General features: G+C 62.4%; 8 protein-coding genes. 3 read left to right on the forward strand and 5 right to left on the reverse strand.

Going from position 1 to position 20,478, the window contains the following annotated elements; translation table 11 throughout:
* Window positions 1-92: 92 nt before the first annotated feature.
* The 3 genes from ACQ4MY_RS21525 to ACQ4MY_RS21535 form a co-directional block, all read right to left on the reverse strand.
* The gene (locus ACQ4MY_RS21525; protein WP_440096408.1) at window positions 93-578 is read right to left on the reverse strand and encodes a GNAT family N-acetyltransferase; all 486 of its coding nucleotides are present in this window, start codon (window positions 576-578) and stop codon (window positions 93-95) included.
* A gap of 193 nt (window positions 579-771) precedes the next feature.
* On the reverse strand, window positions 772-2,094 hold the full coding sequence (locus ACQ4MY_RS21530; protein WP_008088172.1) for an ATP-binding protein: 1,323 nt from the start codon (window positions 2,092-2,094) through the stop codon (window positions 772-774).
* Window positions 2,094-2,774: a response regulator gene (locus tag ACQ4MY_RS21535; RefSeq protein WP_007908710.1), complete on the reverse strand. Its 681-nt coding sequence runs from the start codon at window positions 2,772-2,774 to the stop codon at window positions 2,094-2,096. The genes ACQ4MY_RS21530 and ACQ4MY_RS21535 overlap by 1 nt, the downstream gene beginning before the upstream one ends.
* 153 nt (window positions 2,775-2,927) lie before the next feature.
* Here ACQ4MY_RS21535 and dsbD point away from each other — a divergent pair, with 153 nt between their 5' ends.
* Genes dsbD through dsbG form a run of 3 tightly spaced genes read left to right on the forward strand, consistent with a single transcriptional unit; the run spans window position 2,928 to window position 6,288 of the window.
* Window positions 2,928-4,661 carry a protein-disulfide reductase DsbD gene (dsbD, locus tag ACQ4MY_RS21540; RefSeq protein WP_440096409.1) on the forward strand — a complete coding sequence of 578 codons (1,734 nt, stop codon included), beginning with the start codon at window positions 2,928-2,930 and terminating at the stop codon, window positions 4,659-4,661.
* Complete coding sequence (locus ACQ4MY_RS21545; RefSeq protein ID WP_158833315.1) at window positions 4,661-5,542, forward strand: TlpA disulfide reductase family protein; 882 nt, start codon at window positions 4,661-4,663, stop codon at window positions 5,540-5,542. Before dsbD ends, ACQ4MY_RS21545 begins: the two co-directional genes overlap by 1 nt.
* Window positions 5,518-6,288 carry a thiol:disulfide interchange protein DsbG gene (gene dsbG / locus ACQ4MY_RS21550; RefSeq protein ID WP_008088180.1) on the forward strand — a complete coding sequence of 257 codons (771 nt, stop codon included), beginning with the start codon at window positions 5,518-5,520 and terminating at the stop codon, window positions 6,286-6,288. The genes ACQ4MY_RS21545 and dsbG overlap by 25 nt, the downstream gene beginning before the upstream one ends.
* Before the next feature lie 63 nt (window positions 6,289-6,351).
* Here the strand turns inward: dsbG and ACQ4MY_RS21555 are convergent, their stop codons facing one another.
* Together ACQ4MY_RS21555 and ACQ4MY_RS21560 are read right to left on the reverse strand one after the other, a co-directional pair.
* Entirely contained in the window at window positions 6,352-7,164 is an 813-nt protein-coding gene (locus tag ACQ4MY_RS21555; RefSeq protein ID WP_440096410.1) for an alpha/beta fold hydrolase, read from the reverse strand.
* A gap of 231 nt (window positions 7,165-7,395) precedes the next feature.
* Window positions 7,396-20,394, reverse strand: a complete 12,999-nt coding sequence (locus ACQ4MY_RS21560; RefSeq protein WP_440096411.1) for a non-ribosomal peptide synthetase — start codon at window positions 20,392-20,394, stop codon at window positions 7,396-7,398.
* Window positions 20,395-20,478 lie beyond the last annotated feature (84 nt).

Raw genomic sequence — 20,478 nt, forward strand, 5'->3', positions numbered from 1 at the left:
AGGTGCGCATTCCGGTCGCGGAGCGCACTTGCAGGTTTTCCTGTTCTGGAAACGCTTAAGCGTCCCGAGGATTTAGACCCTTGATCGAGTTGTCAGGCCGAGGCGTCGAACGACTGGGTCATTGCGTAGGTCGGTAAGCCGTCGCGAGTAGCCGGTTGCGCCGATTCGCGATAGCCCAGGCGCCGATAAAAAGCCTGACCGGTGCGGGTGCTGTTGAGATTGACATGCAGAACGCCGCGAATGCGCAGCCAGCCGTGCAGATCGTTCATCAACGCCCGCCCTGCGCCACGACGAAACCATTCCGGCTGCACGTAGCAGAACGTGATTTCCCCGCAGGCGGCGGCCATGCCGACGCCCACCGGTTTATCCCCGAGCAGCGCAACATTCACATAGCACTGCGGATTGGCCAGCCAGGCACTGATCTGTTCGGCAGACAGTTGCGCAAGCCAGGCGCTGACTCGTTGGGGATCGTTGCGGTGATCGAACGCACAACCGACGCGGATCGAGCGTTCGATGATGCGGCTGATGATGCCGCTGTCGGCCGGGAGGGCCGAACGAATACAGATGGGTGCTTCCATGGCGCTGTTCCCTCAATCCATTGAGTCAAAGCAGGGGCCGACCTTAACCCCGCCCCGCCCGGATAGCGAACGCCAAGAAGTTACATTTGATGAGAATCCCCTGTAGGAGCTGCCGAAGGCTGCGATCTTTTGATCTTGTTTTCCAGGATCAAAAGATCGCAGCCTTCGGCAGCTCCTACAGCGGGGAGTGAAATCAGAGCGTTTGCAGGGGCATGGTCAGTTCGACGCGCAGGCCGTCCGCGCGGCTGTCGAAATGCAGCGCGCAGTCGCAACGCTGGACGATCGCCTGGACAATCGCCAGGCCGAGGCCGCAGCCGGTGCTTTGGCCGTTGCGCCAGAAGCGCTGGGTCAGGTGCTGCAAATCATCCGGGGCAATGCCCGGACCATGGTCGCGCACGACAAAACGTACGCGGTTGCCGATGGTTTCCAGGCTCACCTCGACTGCGCAATCCTCCGGTGTATGGCGCAGCGCGTTGTCGAGCAAATTGCGCAGCGCGGCAATCGCCAACACCGCTGGCATCTGCAACGGAGCCTCAGAAAGCTGCGCCGGCAATTGCAGTTTGATCCGCAGTCGTTCGCCGCCGGTAGCATCCTGAATCGCCAGTCGGGCGACCTGTTCGGCACTGCATTGCGAACCGTCGTCGAACGACAGACTGCCTTCGACTCGCGCCAGCAGCAGCAATTGCTCAAGGGTCCGATGCAGGCGATCAGCGCCCTCTTCCGCCCGCGCCAGCGATTGATCGCGAGCGCTGCCTTCGGTCATGCGCGCCACTTGCAGGTGGGTCTTGATCGCCGTCAGCGGGCTGCGCAGTTCGTGCGCCGCGTCACCGGTCAGCCGCCGCTCACGCTCGATGGTCTTGCCAATGCGCTGGAACAATTGATTCTGCGTATCCAGCAGCGGTTTCAATTCGCTGGGAAATGCCTGCAATTGCAGCGGTTCAAGCGAGTCGGCATTGCGCCGCATCAGCGCTTCACGCAAGCGATTGAGCGGCGCCAGCCCTTGGCCGATGCCCAGCCACAACAGGCACAGGCACCCAAGCAACGCCACGCCGACCGGCACCGACGCGGCCAGCAGAATCGACATGTTCAGGGCCTCGCGCTCGATCTGCCGATCCGCCGTGGTAATCCGCACATCGCCGCGCGCAAGGGTGAAACTGCGCCACGGCGCGCCGTCGATGATCTGGTCGTGGAAGCCCATTTTCTCGGCCTCCAGCGCTTGCTCGGGGTTGTTATGACTGCGGGCGAGAATTTCCCCGCGCAACGAACTGACCTGACAGGCCATGCCGCCAGGAATATTCAATTGTTCAGCGCTGAAATGCGTGCCCTCGCCTTTGCTCGGCAGTGTCGGCAACTGTTCCAGCAGCCCGGCGACCATGCGCGCCGACGCCACCAGACGCTGGTCGAGGGAAAACATCATCTGGTTGCGCAGGTCGCTGAGCATCCAGGCCGCCGCCAGCGCCCAGATCAGCGCGAACGCGGCGCCGAGGGTCAGGCTCAGGCGCAGTCGCAGACTCATCACTTGCCTTGATCTCCGCCATCTGCCGGGCCGAGCCGATAACCCAGGCCGCGCACGGTTTCGACGATGCCCTTGCCGAGTTTGCTGCGCAGGTGATGGATGTGTACGTTGAGGGCGTTGCTTTCCAGCTCGTCGTTGAAGCCGTAGACGCTGTCCTTCAGTTGCTCGGTGGAAAGCACCCGCCCACGATTGTGCAGCAGGGCCTGGAGCAACGACTGTTCGCGGCGCGACAAATCCACCGGTTGCCCGGCGAGGGTGGTTTCGCGGCTGCTCGGGTCATAAGTCAGCGCGCCGTGTTCGATCAGATTGACGCTGCGGCCCGCCACGCGGCGCAACAGGGTTTGCAAGCGCGCGAACAGTTCACGCAGATCGAACGGTTTGAGCAGGTAATCGTCAGCGCCGGCCTGCAAGCCATCAACGCGGTCGGTAACCGAATCGCGTGCGGTCAGAATCAGTACCGGGATTTCCAGGCCGCTTTGCCGCAATTGTTGCAGCAACTTGAGGCCATCTTCGTCGGGCAGGCCGAGATCGAGCACCATCACGTCAAATTCGGCGACCTTGAGCATCGCCCGCGCCTTCGATGCCGTGTTGACGTGCTCGACGGTCAACCCCTGCGCCGTGAGACCGGCAACGATCCCGCTGGCGATCAACTCATCGTCTTCGCAAACCAGTACGTGCATGGTGAGTCCCGTAGAAAAAAGCCGATTAGGCAGTTGGCCGATTAAGCTGACATTATGCCCCGAACGTCACAGCGACAAGGGCATGGCGGTTAATCATCGGTTAATCGCCACCGCCCATTGTGCACCTCACTTGCACAGGGACAAGGCTCCTCCATGCGTCATTTTTTTCTTTTGTTTGCTCTGCTGATTTCGAGCCTGGCCCAGGCTGGAAACAACCCATTTGAGTCAAAACCGGAGTTTCTGCCGGTCGATAAAGCGTTCGTGCTCACCTCCGAGCGTCTGGAATCGGGTGAAACCCAGCTGTTCTGGCAAATCACCGACGGCTATTACCTGTATCAGAAACGCCTGAAATTCGACGGTCTGAGCGCCGAACAACAACCGGCATTGCCCGAAGGCGAATCGCACAGCGATGAGTTTTTCGGTGAGCAACCGGTTTACCGCCAAGGCCTGGAAGTCAAAATCCCCGCCTCGGCCAGCGGCCAGATCAAGGTCAGCTATCAGGGCTGTGCCGATGCCGGCCTGTGCTATCCGCCGCAGACCCGAGTGATTGACCTCGGCGGTAAAACCGCCGTCGCGGCAAGCGCCGAAGCACCTGATCAGGCCTTGGCCAGCAGCCTGCAACAGCGCGCACTGGGCTGGAGTCTGCTGGTGTTCTTCGGCCTCGGCCTGCTGCTGGCGTTCACCCCTTGCACGCTGCCGATGCTGCCGATTCTCGCCGGTATGGTCGTCGGCAGTGGTGCCACACCGCGTCGCGGTTTTGCGCTGGCCGGCAGTTATGTGATTTGCATGGCGCTGGTGTATGCGGCGATGGGCGTGATTGCCGCGCTGCTTGGCGCGAACCTGCAAGCATGGTTGCAGAACCCTTGGCTGCTCGGCACCTTTGCCGCGATCTTCGTGGTGCTGGCGTTGCCGATGTTCGGCTTCTTTGAACTGCAACTGCCGGTGGCGCTGCGTGATCGCCTCGAACACGCTTCGCGCAGTCGCAGTGGTGGCAGCCTGGTCGGCGCCGGCGCGCTCGGCGCGCTGTCGGGCTTGCTGGTCGGCCCGTGCATGACCGCGCCGCTGGCCGGCGCGCTGTTGTATATCGCGCAGAGTGGCAATGCCCTGCACGGTGGCTTGATTCTGTTCTCGCTGGGCATCGGTATTGGTGTGCCGCTGTTGTTGCTGGTGACCGTCGGCAATCGTTTCCTGCCCAAACCCGGCGAGTGGATGAACCTGCTCAAGGGCGTGTTTGGTTTCCTCTTTCTCGCCACGGCATTGCTGATGCTGCGGCCGGTGCTGGACCCGTCGTTGTGGCTGGGCTTGTGCGGCGCGCTGTTGTTGATTGCCGCTTACAGTGCCTGGAAACAATCCGAAGGCTTTGGCCGTGTTGCACAGATGTTCGGGGCAACGGCGCTGCTGCTGGGTTTGTGGGGCAGTTTGCTGGTGATCGGCGCGGCGGGTGGCAGTGATGATCCGTACCAGCCCTTGCAGGTTTATAGCGCCGGTCGCACGACCAGCGCTGCACCCAATGGCCATGAAGCGTTCACCACGATCAACACTCCCGACGCCCTGCAACGCGAACTGGATACAGCGAAAACCAAAGGCCAATGGGTCTTGCTCGACTATTACGCCGACTGGTGCGTGTCGTGCAAAGTCATGGAAAAACAGGTGTTCGGCAAGGACAAGGTCATGCAGGCATTGAGCGATGTGCGCCTGCTCAGGCTTGATGTCACTGCCGACAATGCCGCCAGCCGCGAGCTGCTCAGCCGTTACAAAGTGCCGGGGCCACCGAGCTTCGTCTGGATCGGCACGGATGGCGTAGAGCGTCGCAGCCAGCGCATCACCGGCGAAGTCGATGCCGACACGTTCCTGCAACGCTGGGCCACCACCCGAGACGCCAATTAATGCTGACGTTCACCCTCGGCACCTTTGCCATTGCGCTCAACCATCTGCTGCTGATCAGTGCTCTGGCGCTGGCGACCTTTGTCGGCTGGCGGGTGGCCAAGCGCGGCGGTGACAACCCCGAGTCGGCGCTGTTCAGCCTGTTTCTACTGGGCATGCTCGCGGCGCGCGTGGCGTTTGTCGTGCTGTACTGGGCGCACTATCGCAATGACCCGTGGCAGATCATCGACCTGCGCGATGGCGGTTTTCTCGCCTGGCCGGGGGTGATCGTATTACTGCTGGCGGCGCTGTATCGCGGCTGGCGCCGGCCCGGATTGCGCCGGCCGCTGGGCTTTGGCGTGGTCAGCGGCGTGGCGTTCTGGTTGCTCGCAACCCTGTCACTGAATATCTATGAACAAGGCACCCGGCTGCCGGACATCTCCCTGCGCAACGCGGCCGGGGAAACCATCCAGCTCAGCGACTATCAGGGCGGCCCGTTGGTGATCAACCTGTGGGCCACGTGGTGCCCACCGTGCCGCCGCGAAATGCCGGTGCTGGAAAACGCCCAGCAGCAACGACCGGATCTGACCTTCCTGTTCGTCAATCAGGCCGAAAGCATGCAGAGCGTGGCGACGTTTCTCGAAACCCAGGGCCTGAGCCTCAATAACGTGCTGTTCGACCGCAGTGGTCGCCTCGGTCAAGCCGTGGGTTCCATGGCATTGCCGACTACGCTGTTCTATAGCCCTGACGGTCGGTTGCTGAGCAGTCACCTTGGTGAGCTATCGAACGCCAGCCTGGCCCGTGCCCTGGAAAACTTTGGCACGCCAACCCCGAATTCGAACCCGGCCACCGCACCGGCCACCTCTGCAAGGAAACTGCCATGCCCCGCCTCCGCCACCTGCTGACGCTGACCCTGGGCACCGCCCTGCTGCACTTGCCGTCCGTGCAGGCTGCTGAAGAATTGCCGGCGGCGATCAAACAGATCGAAGCCAAAGGCGCGAAAATCGTCGGCCAGTTCGATGCGCCCGACGGTCTGCGCGGTTATGCGGCGCAATACCAGAACCGTGGCATGGCGCTGTACCTGACCCCGGATGGCAAACACGTTCTGCTGGGTAATCTGTACGACGCCGACGGCAAGGACCTGAGCAGCGAACCCTTGCAGAAACTGGTCTACGCGCCGATGGCCAAGGAAGTCTGGGCCAAGTTCGAGGCGAGCAACTGGATTCAGGACGGCAACAAGGATGCACCGCGCACGGTGTACCTGTTCAGCGACCCGAACTGCCCGTACTGCAACATGTTCTGGGAACAGGCGCGGCCTTGGGTCAAGGCCGGCAAAGTGCAACTGCGGCACATTATGGTCGGGATCATCCGTGAGGACAGCCCGGGCAAATCAGCGGCGTTGCTGGCGGCGAAAGACCCGAGCAAGGCGCTGGAAGATCATGAGAAGGCTGGCAAGGGCAGCTCGCTTAAAGCGCTGAAGGATATTCCGGTGGCGGTGCAGAGCAAACTGGCGGCCAATATGCAGTTGATGGAAGACCTCGATCTGCAGGCGACGCCGGCGATTTTCTACATGGATGCCAAGGGTGAGCTGCAACAACAGCAAGGGGCGCCGTCGCCGGACAAGCTGGCGCAGATTCTCGGGCCCAAGTAAGCAAGATCAAAAGATCGCAGCCTGCGGCAGCTCCTACATGGGCTGTCGCAGGCTGCGATCTTTTCAATGGCGCTCAGCCAGGAAGGCGAACAACACCTCCGTGACAAACTCGGGATTCTCCAGATTGGAGATATGCCCCGCCTGCGGCACCAGCACCCACGGGCAGCCAATCAACTCAGCCATTTCCTGTGCTTCCGACGGTGGTCGCGGTTTGTCCTGATCGCCGCACAGCACCAGCGTGGTTGCAGCGCTCAACTCGCCCAGACGTGGCAACAGATCATCGCGGCCAAAGGTGATACGCCCCATCGGCACGATGCTTTCGCGCAAGCGGTCCGACGAATACGCCGCCAGTTTTGCACGGAAATCCTGATACAACGCCGACTGCGGATCGATGCCCGGGCGGAAAAAGATCGGCACAACGATGTCGAGCAGTGGCTCGCTGATTTCACCGGTTTCTTCGATTTGCTTGAACAGCGAGAAGTAATACTGACGGGTAGGCTCCGGTTCGACGCCGAGGTAGGTGTCCATCAGCACCAGGCCGTTGATCCGCTGCGGTGCCGCCAGCGCCAGACGCACGCCCCACATGCCGCCGACCGACAAGCCGACCAAGGTAACCTGATCGATGTTCAGATGATCGAGCAAGGCCTGCGCCTGCCTGACGATGTCGTCCAGCGAGCGGGTGTTTTCAGGCAGCCGCCCCGACTCGCCATGACCCCACAAATCCAGCGCAATCACCCGATAGTGCGGCGACAACGCGGCGATCTGCGGTGCCCACATGGCCTGATCCCACAGATAACTGCCGGCCAGCAAGACTGCCGGGCCGGTGCCTTGATCGATGTAATGCAGTGCTTGTCCGTCAACCGTTAAAAAAGGCATCGATTCACCTGCGCGGTAAAAAACAGAACCGGCAGACTGAGCTGCCGGTTGCTGATCGTCAATCGGGCAAATGTCTAAAAATGTTCCTGTTGAAATGTGTTGAATGCACTGACGCCATCGCTGGCAAGCCAGCTCCCACAGGTTCTAAAGTGAACACAAAATTTGTGATCATGTTCGATTACTGTGGGAGCTGGCTTGCCAGCGATGAGGCCAGTACAGATACCGAAAAAACTACAGACCCTCCAGCTCCGCCATCAGATCATTCAAGCGGTCGACCTTCTCCTCGGTGATGTCACTCGCCGCCAGCCCATCGATGTACTCGGCCAATTCCTCCACCGTGCTGCACTCGAACATCGCCCGCAGCGGCACGTCGCGTTGCAGCGACTTCTGCACCCGCGAGGCAATCTGCGTGGCCAGCAACGAGTGCCCGCCCAGCTCGAAGAAGTTGTCGCGCACACCGACCTGCTCGACCTTCAGCACCTCGGCCCAAATGTCCGCCAGCGTCTGCTCGAGGTCATTGCGCGGGGCCAGGTAATCCTGGCTCTGCAACTGGCCGATCTCCAGCGCTGGCAAGGCTTTGCGGTCGAGTTTGCCGTTGGCGTTCAGCGGCAGCTGATCGAGCCACAACCAGTGCAGCGGCACCATGTATTCCGGCAATTCGGCGCGCAGGCGCTGTTTGATCCGCTCCAGGCGTTCGCTTGGGTTGAGTGCCGAATCGGCCGCCACCAGATAACCGACCAAGTGCTTGCCATTGACGCCCTCCTGCACACCGACCGCGCCATCGCGCACTTCCGGCTGTTCGTGCAGGCGCGCTTCGATCTCACCCAGTTCGATGCGGTAACCGCGAATCTTCACCTGATGGTCGACGCGGCCGACGTACTCCAGCACGCCGTCGCTGCGACGCCGCGCCAGGTCACCGGTGCGATACAGACGCTCGCCCGGCGCGCCGAACGGGTTCGGCACAAACACTGGCGCGGTGCGTAGCGGATCGCTGACATAACCGCGACCGACGCCCGTGCCGGCCACGCACAACTCGCCCACCGCACCCAGCGGCACCAGCTCCAGCGCACCATCAACCAGATACAGCAAGTTGTTGTCGGTCGGTGTCCCGATCGGCAAGTAACTGCCGCGCGTCGACGCCATGTCGACACGGAAGAACGCCACGTCATCGGAACATTCCGCCGGGCCATAAGCGTTGACCAGACCGATGTCCGGGTAACGCAGCAACCACTGATGCGCCAGTTCCGGTGGCATCGCCTCACCGGTCGGCAACATCCAGCGCAAGCCATCCAGACTCAAGCGATCCGAGGCGAGCATGCCCTGAATCAGCGATGGCACGCTCTCCAGCACGGTGATGCCCTGCGCCTGCACATGCACCAACAAACCTTGCGGATCGTGGGCAATCGTATTCGGCACGATGTCCACCCGCGCACCGAACAGCGGTGCGGCGAGGAACTGCCAGACCGAAATATCGAAGCTTTGCGAAGCGGTCTGCGCGATCACGTCGGCGTCGCTCAAGTTCAAGTACGGCACCTTGCTCAACTGGTTGTTGAGCATGCCGCGCTGCTCGACCATCACGCCTTTCGGCAGGCCGGTCGAACCCGAGGTGTAGATCACGTAGGCGAGGTTGTCCGGGCCACTGTAAATACCCAGGTCCTGCGCCGAAATCGCCGCTGCTTGAACCTCTTCCCAAACCAACAAGCGTGGGCGATTGGCGCAACTGAATTCATCCAGCAACGTCTGCGCCTGTTCAAAGCAGGCTTTAGAGCAGACCAGCACCGGCGTGCGGCTCAGCTCGATGATGCGTTGCAGACGCTGGCTCGGCAGGCCCGGATCCAGTGGCAGATAACCCGCGCCAGCCTTGAAGCTGCCGATGATCATGCCGAGCAGATCGAGATTGCGTTCGCCGAGCAACGCCACCGGTTGATCCATCTGCACCCCGGCCGCGACCAGGGCATGGCCGAGACGGTTGGCGTTGTGGTTCAGCTCGGCATAGCTCTGTTGCTGATCAAGACACGTCGCGGCGATGCGCTGTGGATGCGCAGCAACCTGCGCTTCGAACTGCGCGACGTAGCTCTGCTCCAGCGGATAATCGTGGGCACTCTGGTTGCAACCGTGCAGCAGGAAGTCCTGTTCATCGGCACCCAGCAGCGGCAGATCAGCCATGTCGCCATGGAAGCCGTCGACCAGTGCCAGCAGCAGACGCTTGAACTCGCCGAGCATGCGCTCGATGGTCGACTCGTCGAAATAACGCTGGTCATACGACAGGTGTAAACCGAGGTCATCGCCCGGGTAGCACACTGCCGTCAGCGGGAAGTTGGTGTGGGTTCGGCCCGAGTCCGACGTCGCGTTCAGGCTCTGCGCGCGGTCCAGCACCGAGACTTCCACCGGGGCGTTTTCGAAGACGAACAGGCTGTCGAACAGCGGCTGGCCTTTCGGCAGTTCGCTTTGTTCCTGGATGTTCACCAGCGGCAGGTATTCGTACTCGCGAAGTTGCATGTTGCTGTCGAGCAAAGCGCTGAGCCACTGACGCACGCTGCTGCGTTCATCGTCTGCCGGCATCTGCACCCGCAGCGCGATGCTGTTGATGAACAGGCCGACGGTGCGTTGCATCTCCGGCATTTCCACCGGCCGCCCGGCGACGGTAACGCCGAACAGCACATCACGATCGCCACTCATACGCCGCAGCACCAACGCCCACGCTGCTTGAGCAAACGTGTTGATGGTCAGTTGATGCGCCTGCGCCAGTTCACGCAGACGCGCACCGTCCTCGACATTGAGGCGGGTGTAGCGGTCACCGACGACCATCCCGCCGCTTTCACCGGCGTGTTCGCGCAGGAACGGCCGGTCACTCGGGATCGGCGTGGTGCGCTCGAACCCTTGCAGGTTCTGCTGCCACCACTGCCGCGCTTCGGCGAGGCTCTGGCGTTGCAGCCAGCCGATGTAATCGCGATAACGCGGCGGCACGGCGAGTTGCGCTTCACGGCCCTCGCCCATCGCGGTGTAGATCTCGAAGAAGTCGTTCATCAGCAACGAACGGCACCAGGCATCGATGAGGATGTGGTGGTTGCTCATCATGAACCAGTAGCGCGCCGCGCCGACCTTGATCAGGCGCAGGTGAAACGGCGCCTGATTGAGCAGATCGAAACCGGCCTCGCGCTCGTTTTTCAGCAACGCTTGCAGCTGCGGTTCCTGCTCGGTTTCGGCGACGGCGCTCCAGTCCAGATATTCGATTGGCGTGCGACCCGGCGTGTGAATCACTTGCAGCATGTCTTCGCCAACGTTCCAGCAGAACGAGGCGCGCAGCGCTTCGTGACGGGCGATCACCGCTTGCCAGGCTTGGGCGAAACGCTCGGCATCGAGTTCGCTGTTGATGCGGTAGCGATCCTGCATGTAGTACAGACCGGTGCCCGGTTCGAGCAAGGTGTGCAGGAGCATGCCTTCCTGCATCGGCGTCAGCGGATAGACGTCTTCGATGTGCGCGGCCGGCACCGGCAAGGAATCAAGTTGCGCCTGAGTCAGCCTGGACAACGGGAAGTCCGACGGCGTCAGGCCGCCGGCCTCGTCTTGCAGGCAATGGGCGATCAGGCTTTGCAGCTCACCGAGGTAGGCATCGGCCAGATCGTTGATGGTTTGCGTCTCGTAACGCTCGGCGCTGAAGGTCCAGCGCAGGAGCAATTCACCACCGTAAACCTGACTGTCGATGCTCAGCTCGTTCGGCAGTGGCGCGTGCGGATCGTGGGCGGCACCGACCGGCTCATCCAGCGGACGGAACAGCGCATCGCTGCCAAAGCTCTGGTCGAACTGGCCGAGGTAGTTGAAGGTGACCGGCGCATGCGGCAGCGCGGCCATGCTGCGCTGGCTGAGGTCATCGGCGAGATAACGCAGCACGCCATAACCCAGGCCTTTGTGCGGCACGGCGCGCAATTGCTCTTTGATTGCCTTGATCGAAGCGCCCTGCCCGGCGGCTTCTTCGATGTTGTGCGGGGTCAGGCGTAATGGATAGGCGCTGGTGAACCAGCCGACGGTGCGGGTCAGGTCGATCTCGTCGAACAGGGTTTCGCGGCCGTGGCCTTCCAGCTGAATCAGCGTCGACGGTTGCTCACTCCAGCGGCACAACACGCGGGCCAGCGCGGTCAGCAGCAGATCGTTGACTTGCGTGCGATAGGCGGCCGGCGCCTGTTGCAGCAACTGTTTAGTGTGTTCGGCATCGAGGCGCACGCTGACGGTTTGCGCGTGGCGATTCTGCTGGCCGCCCTGCGGGTTTTCGCACGGCAGATCAGCGTTCGGGCCGGCCAGTTGGGTCTGCCACCAGTCGAGTTCTTCGCGCAGGGATTCGCTGCCGGCATAAGCCTGCAAACGTGCCGTCCAGTCCTTGAAGGCACTGGTTTTCGCCGGCAGTTTGACCGACTGCCCAGCGTCGAGTTGGCGGTAAACGGTTTGCACATCGTCGAGCAACACACGCCATGAGACGCCGTCGACCACCAAGTGATGAATCGCGATAAACAGGCGTTGCTGTCCTTCAGGGCCGTCGACCAGCAAGGCGCGAACCAGCGGGCCATTTTGCAGATCGAGGCTGCGTTGCGCATCGGCAAACAGCGCTTCGCACTTGTCCATCGAGGTAACGCGCACTTGCCACAACACCGCCGCATCGGAGACCGGTTGGTGCATCGCTTGCCACGCGTCGTTGACTGCGCTGAAGCGCAGACGCAAGGCGTCATGCTGCTCGATCACTGCCAGCAGCGCCTGTTCCAGACGGTGCGGTTCCAGCGGCACGGTCGGCTCCAGCAACAACGCCTGGTTCCAGTGCTGACGCTCAGGAATATCGGTGTCGAAGAACCAATGCTGAATCGGCGTCAGCGCTGATTCACCCACCACCAGACCCTGCTCGGCCGTCACCTGCTCGGTGCGACTGGCTACCGCCGCGAGGGTCTGCACGGTCTGATGCTGGAACAGGTCCCGCGGACTGAAATGAATACCTTGCTGACGTGCACGGCTGACCACTTGAATCGACAGAATCGAATCGCCGCCGAGTTCGAAGAAGTTGTCGTTAAGGCCGACCTGTTCGACGTTGAGCACCTCGCACCAGATCTGCGCCAGGGTCTGCTCCAGTTCGTTGCTCGGCGCGACGTAGTCCTGACGATTCAACTCAGGATCCGGCGCCGGCAACGCACGACGATCGAGTTTGCCGTTGGCGGTCAGCGGCATGCTCGCCAGCAGAATCAGGTGCGTCGGCACCATGTAATCCGGCAGTTGCGCCTTGAGGTGCGACTTGAGGGCGTCGCGCAGTTCAGCCTGTCTGGCTTCGCTTTGCTCGGCGATTTCAGTAACCAAATAGCCAACCAGTTGTTTGCCGCTCGGCGCATCGAGGGCGAGCACCACGGCTTCGCGGATCGAATCGTGATCGAGCAAACGGGTTTCGATTTCGCCCAGCTCAATACGGAAACCACGAATTTTTACCTGATGGTCGATCCGGCCGAGGTATTCCACCAGACCATCGGCACGCTGGCGCACCAGGTCGCCGGTGCGGTACATGCGCCCGCCATCGGTGGCGAACGGGTCAGCGACAAACCGTTCGGCAGTGATGCCCGGACGGTCGTGATAAGCCTGCGCCAGACCGGCGCCGCCGACGAACAATTCGCCGGTCGCGCCTTGCGGCACCAGCGCCAGATCGGCGTCGAGAATGTACGCGACACGCGCGCCAATCACGCTGCCGATCGGCACACTGCCGGCGCCCTCTTCCAGCACCTCCGGCGCCAGACTGGCGAGTGGCATGACCACGGTTTCGGTCGGGCCATAGGCGTTGAAGAACATCGCCGGTTTGAACGCTGCACGAATCCGCTGCAGATGTTCACCGGTCAACGCTTCGCCACCGGTGATGATCATCCGCACCGGCAGGATTTCGTTTTGCGTCGACAGGAACTGCGCCAACTGGCTGCCGTAGCTCGGTGTGAAACCGAGCACGTTGATTTTATGCGTGCGGATCAAGCCGCAGATTTCTTCCGCGTCCCACTGACCTTGCGCACGCAACACCACTTGCGCGCCGCTGAGCAGCGGCACCAACAGACGCTCAGTCGCAGCGTCGAAGTTGATCGAATAGAAGTGCAGCTCGCAGTCGTCCGGGCGCATGCCGAATCGCTCGATCACGGCTTGGCAGTGCATGGCGATTTCGCCGTGGGAGACCACCACACCTTTCGGTTTACCGGTCGAACCCGAGGTGTAAATCAAATACGCCTGATGCTGCGGCAGGCTGATAAACGGCAGCTCAGTGGCCGGGTAATCGGAGAGTGCCACGCTGTCGTCTTCCAGGCACCAGCGCGCCACGCTCGGCGGCAGATCGCCGAGGGCTTTGAACATTGCCCGATCACTGAGCAGCAGGCCGATGCGGCTGTCGTCGATCATGTAGTGCAGACGGTCGAGCGGGTATTCCGGGTCCAGCGGCACATAGGCGCCGCCGGCCTTGAGAATCGCCAGCAGGCCGATGACCATTTCCAGCGAACGCTCCAGCGCCAGGCCTACGCGCACTTGCGGGCCGACGCCACGCTCACGCAAGGCCCAGGCCAAGCGATTGGCGCGGGCGTCGAGTTCGGCGTAGCTCAGGGTCTGCCCGGCGAAGGTCAGGGCCGGCGCGTCTTTGCGCGCCAGTGCCTGTTCGGCGAACAGGTGATGGATGCACTGATCGAGACGATGCTCGCCCGGCTCGATACCGAGGCTGTCGAGCAGTTGCTGTTGCTCCGGCGCATCGAGCAGCGGCAATTCGCTGAGGCGTTGTTGCGGATCGGCGATCAGTGCTTCGAGCAAGTTGCGCCAATGTCTGGCCATGCGCGCGATGGTCGGCTCGTCGAACAGATCGGTGCTGTAAGTCAGGCAGCAACCGAGGCGATGGTCGAGATCGGTGACTTCCAGGTTGAGGTCGAACTTGGTCGCCCGCGCATCGTTGGCCAGATATTCGACGGTCATGCCGGCGAGCATGCGGCTCTGCTGGAATTCCCAGCGCTGCACGTTGCACATCACCTGAAACAGCGGGTTGTACGCGGCGCTGCGTGGCGGCTGCAAGGCTTCAACCAGATGATCGAATGGCAGATCCTGATGCGACTGGCCTTCGATCACCGTGTGGCGCACCTGCTCGAACAACTCGCCGACCGACATCATGCCGTCGAGCTGGCAACGCAGCACCTGGGTGTTGAGGAACGCACCGATCAGCCCTTCACTTTCCGGACGAATGCGGTTGGCCACCGGCGCGCCGATGCGCAGATCGGTCTGGCCGCTGTAGCGGTACAGCAGCGTGGCCAGTGCGGCAGTCATGGTCATGAACAGGGTCAGACCGTTTTGCGCATTGAATGCACGAACGCGCGCGGCGAGGTCGTCGCTCAGATCAAAACGGAACAGCTCGCCCTGATGACTCTGCACCGGCGGACGCGGACGGTCGCCCGGCAGCTCCAGTAGCGGATGTTCACGGCCAAGTTGTGCGGTCCAGTAGTCGAGTTGACGCTGACGCTCGCCGGATTCCAGCCAGTTGCGCTGCCAGACGCTGTAGTCGAGGTACTGCACCGGCAGCGGCTCGAGCGGCGAATCGCGATCATCAACAAACGCTTCGTAGAGCGCGCTGAGTTCGCGGGCGAAGATATCCATCGCCCAGCCTTCGGTGACGATATGGTGCAGGGTCAGAACAAAGTAATGCTCGTGCTCGGCAGTCTTGACCAGACAGGCACGCAGCAGCGGGCCGGTTTCCAGGTCGAACGGCAGATGCGCTTCTTCATCGGCCAGTTGCTGAACCTTTTGCTCGCGCACGTCGGCGGCGAATTTGGAGAAATCCTTCCAGCCCATGCGCACGCCGGTTTCGGCATGCACCTGCTGACGCGCAACGCCGTCGACACTCGGGAACGTGGTGCGCAGGGTTTCGTGACGCAAGATCAGCGCTTGCAACGCCGACTCGAAACGCTCGACATGCAACACGCCACGCAGGCGCGCCATGCCGCCAACGTTGTACGCCGGGCTGTCCGGCTCCATCTGCCAGAGGAACCACATGCGCTGTTGCGAGTATGACAACGGCACCGGTTGGCTGCGGTCGACCTTGTCGATCGGCGGCTGTTTGTTGGTGCGGCCGCTGGCCTGGATCAACCGGATCTGTTCGGCGAAATCACCGAGTTCGCTGTGCTCGAACAACGCGCGCAACGGCAACTCGACGTCACAGGCCTGACGGGTACGCGAAATGATTTGCGTGGCCAGCAGCGAGTGACCGCCGAGGGCGAAGAAGTCGTCGCGCAGACCGATTTGCGCCAGACCCAGCACTTCGCGCCAGATCGCGGCGATCTGCTGTTCCAGCTCAGTCACCGGTTCAACGTGTTCACGTACTTGCCATTGCGGCTCGGGCAAGGCACGGCGGTCGAGTTTGCCGCTGGGGCTGAGCGGCATTGCGTCGAGACGCATCAGTTGCGCCGGGACCATGTATTCCGGCAGTTCGGCGGCCAGAGCGGTTTTCAGCCGGGTGATTTGCTCGTCAGGATTTTCGCTGGCATCGGTTGCGGTGAAGTAGCCGATCAGTTGCGCACCGGCAGCGGTTTCGCGCACCAGCACCACGGCTTGGGCGACGCCGTCCTGGGCGAGCAGACGTGCTTCGATTTCTTCCGGTTCGACACGGAAGCCACGCAGTTTGACCTGCTGATCGAGGCGGCCGAGGTATTCGATGACGCCATCGGCGGTCCAGCGCGCGCGGTCGCCAGTGCGGTACAAACGCGCGCCCTGCTCGCCCAATGGATCGACGACAAAGCGTTCAGCGGTCAACGCTGGACGACCGAGGTAACCGCGAGCCAGACCAATGCCGCTGATGCACAACTCGCCCGGCACGCCGGCCGGCACGGGATTGAGGTCGGCGTCGAGCACGCGGCACATCACGTTGCCCAGCGGCCGGCCGATCGGCGAGCGTTCGCCATCGGCCGTGGTGCAATGCCAGTGGGTGACGTTGATCGCGGTTTCGGTCGGGCCGTAACGGTTGTGCAATTGCACCGCTGGCAGTTGCGCCAACACACGGTTGCGCAGTTCGGCGGGCAGCGCTTCACCGCCCGAGAATACCCGGCGCAGGCTGGTGCATTCGGCGCTCAGCGGTTCGTCGATGAACAGCGAAAGCAGTGGCGGCACAAAGTGCAGCGTGGTCACCCCATGCTCTTGAACAAGCTGCGCGATGCGATGCGGATCGCGGTGTTCACCGGGACCTGCAATCAGCAGACGTGCGCCAGTGATCAACGGCCAGAAGCACTCCCACACCGACACGTCGAAACTGATCGGCGCCTTTTGCATCAGCACATCGGTTTCATCGAGCGCGTAAGTGTTCTGCATCCATTGCAAGCGCTCGGCCAATGCCGCGTGAGTGTTGCCGACGCCTTTCGGCTGGCCGGTGGAACCCGAGGTGTAAATCACGTAGGCGAGGTTGTCGCCGTGCAGGTGCAGGCCCGGTGCCTGGCTCGGCCAGTTCTCCAGGTGCAAGGCGTCCATGGCGATGACGCTGACGCCATCGCTGGCCGGCAAACGGTCGAGCAATTCTGTTTGCGTCAGCAGCAGTTCGACGCCGCTGTCGCTGAGCATGTAGGCCAGACGATCAGCCGGGTAATCCGGGTCCAGCGGTACATAGGCGCCACCGGCCTTGATGATCGCCAGCAGGCCGATCAGCAGTTGTGGCGAACGCTCGGCGGCGATGGCCACGCAAACGTCGGGGCCGACGCCTTTGTCGCGCAAATAGTGCGCGAGGCGGTTGGCCTGAGTGTGCAGTTCCGCGAAGTCGAGGCTGCCACCGTCCCACACCAGTGCGGTGCGTTCCGGGGTCTGGCGGGCCTGTTCATTGAGTAGCTCTGGCAGCCATTGTTGCGCCGGGGTGCACGCTGCGACGCTCCAGTTTTTTTGCTGGTTGTGTTCGCCGGCGGTCAGCAGTTGCAGATCGCCGATGGCTTGCTCCGGGCGTTCGCAAACTTCGCGCAACAGGTTGCTGAAGTGCTCGGCCAGACGCGCAATGGTCGTGGCATCGAACAATTCGCTCGCGTAGTCGAACGACAAGGTCAGGCGACCGTTACGGTCTTCTTCGCTGTGCAGTTGCAGGTCGAACTTGGCTTCGCGGCTGTGCCACGGCAGCTCTTCGGCGAGCAGACCCGGCAGGCGTTTCAGCGCGCTGAGGTCGCGTTGCTGATGGTTGAACATGACCTGGAACAGACCTTGTTCGCGGGCCTGCGGGAAGGCTTCGAGCAACTGTTCGAACGGCAGATCCTGATTCGCTTGGGCACCGAGCGCGGCCTGGCGGGTCTGCGCCAGCAGTTCGACGAACGACAGGCGCGAATCGATCTCGGCGCGCAGCACTTGGGTGTTGATGAAGAAGCCGATCAGGCCCTGGGTTTCCAGGCGCGGACGGTTGGCATTTGGCACGCCAATGCGGATATCGCGCTGACCGCTGTAGCGATGCAGCAGGCTCTGGAATGCCGAGAGCAGCAGCATGAACGGTGTCGACTGGTGCGCTTGCGCGGTGTTGCGGATCGCCTCGCTGAGGCTCGCGCCCAGGCGCACGGTATGGCGCTCTGCGCTGTGAACATGCTGCGCCGAACGCGGAGAGTCAGTGGCCAGTTCCAGGGTCGGATGCTCGTCACCCAACTGGGTTTTCCAGTAGGCCAGTTGCCGCTCGCCCTCGCCTTGCGCCAGCCATTGGCGCTGCCAGCTGCCGTAGTCGGCGTATTGGGTTGGCAACGGCGCGAGGTTGGCGGTCGCGCCTTGCGAAGCGGCGGCATACAGGCGCGAGAACTCGTCGATCAACACGTTCAGCGACCAGCCGTCGGCGATGATGTGGTGCAGCGTCACCAGCAACTGGTGATCTTCGTCGTCGAGACGCACCAGCGTCACCCACAGCAGCGGGCCTTTTTCCAGGTCGAACTGGGTACGCGCTTCGTCTTCGCGAATCTGCACCGCGCGGGCTTCGCGCTCATGCGCTGGCAGGTCGCTGATGTCGATCAGTTGCAGGTTGAATTCAGCGGCGGCATCGACGCGCTGCAGGGCCACGCCGTCGCGTTCGAAGAAGCGTGTGCGCAGCGATTCGTGGCGCTCGATCAGTTGCTGGAAGCTGGCGCGCAAGGCGTCTTCGTCCAGTTCACCACGCAGGCGCAGAGCACCGGGAATGTTGTAGGCGCTGCTCTGCGGGTCGAGTTGCCAGGTGATCCACAGACGGTTTTGCGCCAGCGATTGCGGCATCGGCTCGCTGCGCGACAACGCGGTGATTGCACCTTGGGCGCTGCCGCCGTCTTGTTGCTGTTGCGCCACCGCAGCGGCAAATGCCGACAGCGTTGGCGCTTCGAAGAGCAGGCGCAGGTTCAGCTCAAGGCCAAGTTCTTCACGGACCCGGGCGATGACTTGCGTGGCGGCGATCGAGTTGCCGCCAAGCAGGAAGAAGTGATCGTCGGCATTGACCTGTTTGACGTTGAGTTGCTCGGCCCAGATGCTGCCGATCAGCGCTTCGAGTTCGCAGGCGCCGGTGGCCGACTCTGCGGTTGCGGCTGTGGTCGCCGGGAACACTGCGTAGCTGTCGAGGCTGCCATCAGCCAGGCGATTGCGGCACGCTGAACGCTGCAATTTACCGCTGGAGGTTTTTGGCAGCGCGCCCGGATTGAGCAGCACCACCACGCTCGGTGCTTCCTGGTACGCCTCGGCCACGGCTTGGCGGATCGCCTTGATCAACGCTTCCGGCGGCAGGATTTTCTGCACGCTGCGGCTGATTTCCGCGGCGATGCCGATGCCCTCTTCGCCATTCTGGTTGACGGCGAATGCCGCGACGCGGCCCTTGCGCACCACCTCCACTTCGTTCTCGACGGTCTTCTCGATGTCCTGCGGATAGAGGTTGTGGCCGCGCACGATGAGCATGTCTTTCAGACGACCGGTGATGAACAGCTCACCGTCGCGCATAAAGCCCAAGTCACCGGTGCGCAGCCAAGTGCGGCCGGCGTGCTGAACGAACGTCTTGGCGCTGGCTTCGGGGTTGCGCCAGTAGCCGAGGGCGATGCTCGGCCCGGCCGCCCAGACTTCGCCGACGGCGTTGTCGACCAGTTCTACGAGCGTGTTCGGCTCGACGATCAACACCGCGTGCTCGGGCTGGCTGATGCCGCAGCTCATGATCGGGCTGCCTTCGCCCGGCTCGGCGCGGTTTTGCGCCAGCGCCTGATCGTCCACGCGCAGTGCTGGGATACCGGTGCCGCGCGGGGTACCGGCGACGAACAGCGTGGCCTCGGCCAGACCGTACGAGGCCATGAAACTGTCGTCGCTGAACCCGCTCGCGGCGAACTTCTCGGCGAAGCGTTCAAGGGTGTCGAGGCGGATCGGCTCGGAGCCGGAATAGGCCACGCGCCAGCGGCTCAGATCGAGGCGTTCGAGCGCCGACTCGCTGACGCGTTCGCTGCACAAACGGTAGGCGAAGTCCGGCCCGCCGCTGATGGTGCCGCCGTATTGGCTGATCGCTTCGAGCCAGCGCAAGGGCCGACCGAGAAAGTATGCCGGCGACATCAGGACGCACGGCACGCCGCTGAAAATCGGCTGCAGCAGACCACCAATCAGCCCCATGTCGTGGTACAGCGGCAACCAGCTGACGATGACATCGTCGGGGTTCACATCGATGCCGAAGCCATGACGGATCAGCAGTTCGTTGGCGACCAGGTTGCCGTGGCTGACCTGCACGCCTTTGGGCAAAGCGGTAGAGCCGGAGGTGTATTGCAGGAAGGCAATGTGGTCCTGCGGCAGGTTCGGCTCGAGCCAGTTTTCGGCAAGCGCATTGTCGAGGGTATCGACGCACAGCAGCGGCGGCGCGCCTTCGATTTGCTGCAAGGCGTCGCGCAGGTCAGCGCTGGTCAGCAGCAGGCGCGGTTCGGCGTCGGCAATGATCGACAGCAGACGCTCCTGATGGTGACGACGGGCGGATTCCGGCGGATAGGCCGGCACCGCGATCACGCCTGCGTACAGGCAACCAAAGAAGGCCGCGACGTAATCCGGTCCGCTGGGAAACAACAAGACTGCACGATCGCCGAATTCGGCTTCGGCCTGCAACGCGGCGGCAATGGTGCGCGCGCGTTGATCCAGTTCGCGATAGCTGAGTACCACAGCCTGCTCTGCGTTTTCGGCGAGAAAACGCAGGGCCAATTGGTCCGGTGTCAGGGCCGCACGGCGCTGGAGGGCTTGGACCAGAGTGCTGGGGATTTCGAACGCGTCGGTCATGAGGTTTCCTGCCTGAATTCGGCTTGCGAGTGGAATCGGGTTGCTGTGTCACGCCCCTCTTGGGCATGCAGGGCGCGGTCTGTG

Source organism: Pseudomonas sp. SM4 (genome assembly GCF_051913165.1).
Lineage (GTDB): Bacteria > Pseudomonadota > Gammaproteobacteria > Pseudomonadales > Pseudomonadaceae > Aquipseudomonas.